Source organism: Archaeoglobus sp., assembly GCF_017656475.1.
Lineage (GTDB): Archaea > Halobacteriota > Archaeoglobi > Archaeoglobales > Archaeoglobaceae > Archaeoglobus.
The window spans coordinates 1-1,717 of record NZ_JACDNT010000087.1; the positions used below are offsets into that span (position 1 = coordinate 1).

Sequence of the window (1,717 nt, forward strand, 5' to 3'; positions counted from 1 at the left end):
TAAACACAATAAAGAGCTGGCTCGGTATCAGCTCGCCGTCGAAAGTTTTCGAGGACATCGGGCGTAACATCGTCGAGGGCTATAAGCGAGGAATTGACACGGCGAAAGACCTCACGCCTAAGCTCCCTCTCCCGACGATGGAGCCACCGCTGATAATCACGCCGGGAATAAGGCCACTGCCGACCGCGACGCCGGCCTATGGAACGATAACGATTAACGTTGACCTGCACGGCTCGGTGATAAAGGAGGAGGCCGATATCGACCGGCTGGTAAATGAGATAGAGAGGCGCGTGGCGAGGCGCCTAAGATGATTCTCTTACTTTATTTTGGCTTAAAGGAGGTGTTATGATGACGGAGTATAACGCGCTCAGCTTCGACGGCGATGATTATATCGATACTGCAAGCACGATAAGTTTAGACAAAAATGAGTTCACTCTCCTCTACATTGGAAAGCTTGATGAGATTCCTCAAGACTATTCTACAGCACCATTGGCATTATATTCGTCTACGCTGAAGTTGTATAGCTGGATTGAGTTTTACAAACTTTCATATGGCAAGATTACCTTTTGGATTCAGGATTATACAAACTCAGAATCCACGAAGGTCGAGTATTTTTATTCGGGTTCAGAGCCATTAAGGATAAATATGTATGGGATCAGATGGAACGAGGGGAACATTGATGCGATAATTAATGAAAATATTGTAGGGAGCGGGAGCAACTCAAACATAAACGTTATTGCATCGGACTATGAGATAACCAGGAGGGTTGGTACAACATTTGATGCGGGATACAATTCAATGTTTAAAGGAAAGCTATATATTGTTCTCATCTACTCCCGTGCCCTTTCTGACTCCGAAATCCAGGCCATCTACAACGACCCGATGAACCCGCCCACGGACGGCTTAGTCCTCTTCTATGCTCCCGACTCGGTGGACACGGCGAATGGAAAGTGGCTCGATAAGAGTGGCAACGGGAACGATGGGACTATCTACGGCGCTTCATACGTCCAGCTCCGTCCCGTGAGCGAAAGCACGCCCTCCGCGAGCCTGCCATACGGGCTTTACTTCGACGGCGTGGATGATTATATCACTCCCCCAGTTGTTCAAGAATTAACAAATGACAGGGCTTGGACGATTGGGATAATATTCTATTATGCTGGAGAGGACGGAGACATTATTGGTATGGCAGATGGGGATGAAACAGAAGCTCACAACGGCTGGTGGGTTAACATAACAAGTGGAGATATCTACTATACATATGAGTATGGAGATGGGAGCAATAATCAGGTCTCTTTTGACACCAATCTTACGCCGGGGTGGCATGTCCTTATTATTCGGAGAACTACAAGCTCCGTGGAACTGTTCTTGGATGATGCGGGCACGTCGTGGATTTATTCTGGATTAACGGAAGCGACTGGTGGAAGCGAGGTCTCATATTTTAGAATATTCACGAGATTTGCGGGAACACCGTTAAAGGGCAAACTCGCTTTAGTGGCTGCATGGGGAAGGACAATAAGCGACGATGAAGTTTCAGCATTCTTTAACGACCCGAACAACCCGCCCAAGGACGGCCTCGTTTTGTGGTTCAGCCCCGAAAGCCTTGACACGACCAACGGAAAGTGGCTCAACAGGGCCGAAATCCTTAACACCGGCCTCGTCGAGCAGTTAGACGGTACGCAGTACGGCACGCTCTTAATCCCCGTCCGCTGGACAACGA

The 1,717-nt window shown here is 48.5% G+C and carries 1 protein-coding gene and 1 pseudogene; both read left to right on the plus strand.

All coding sequences use genetic code 11. The features are described from left to right. Positions 1-311, plus strand: a 311-nt coding sequence (locus H0Z19_RS11950) for a hypothetical protein (protein ID WP_290726923.1), incomplete at its 5' end; no start/stop codon positions are given. Positions 312-345: 34 nt separating this feature from the next. Further along, positions 346-1,717 (plus strand): annotated as a pseudogene (locus H0Z19_RS11955) (hypothetical protein); the annotation flags it as partial.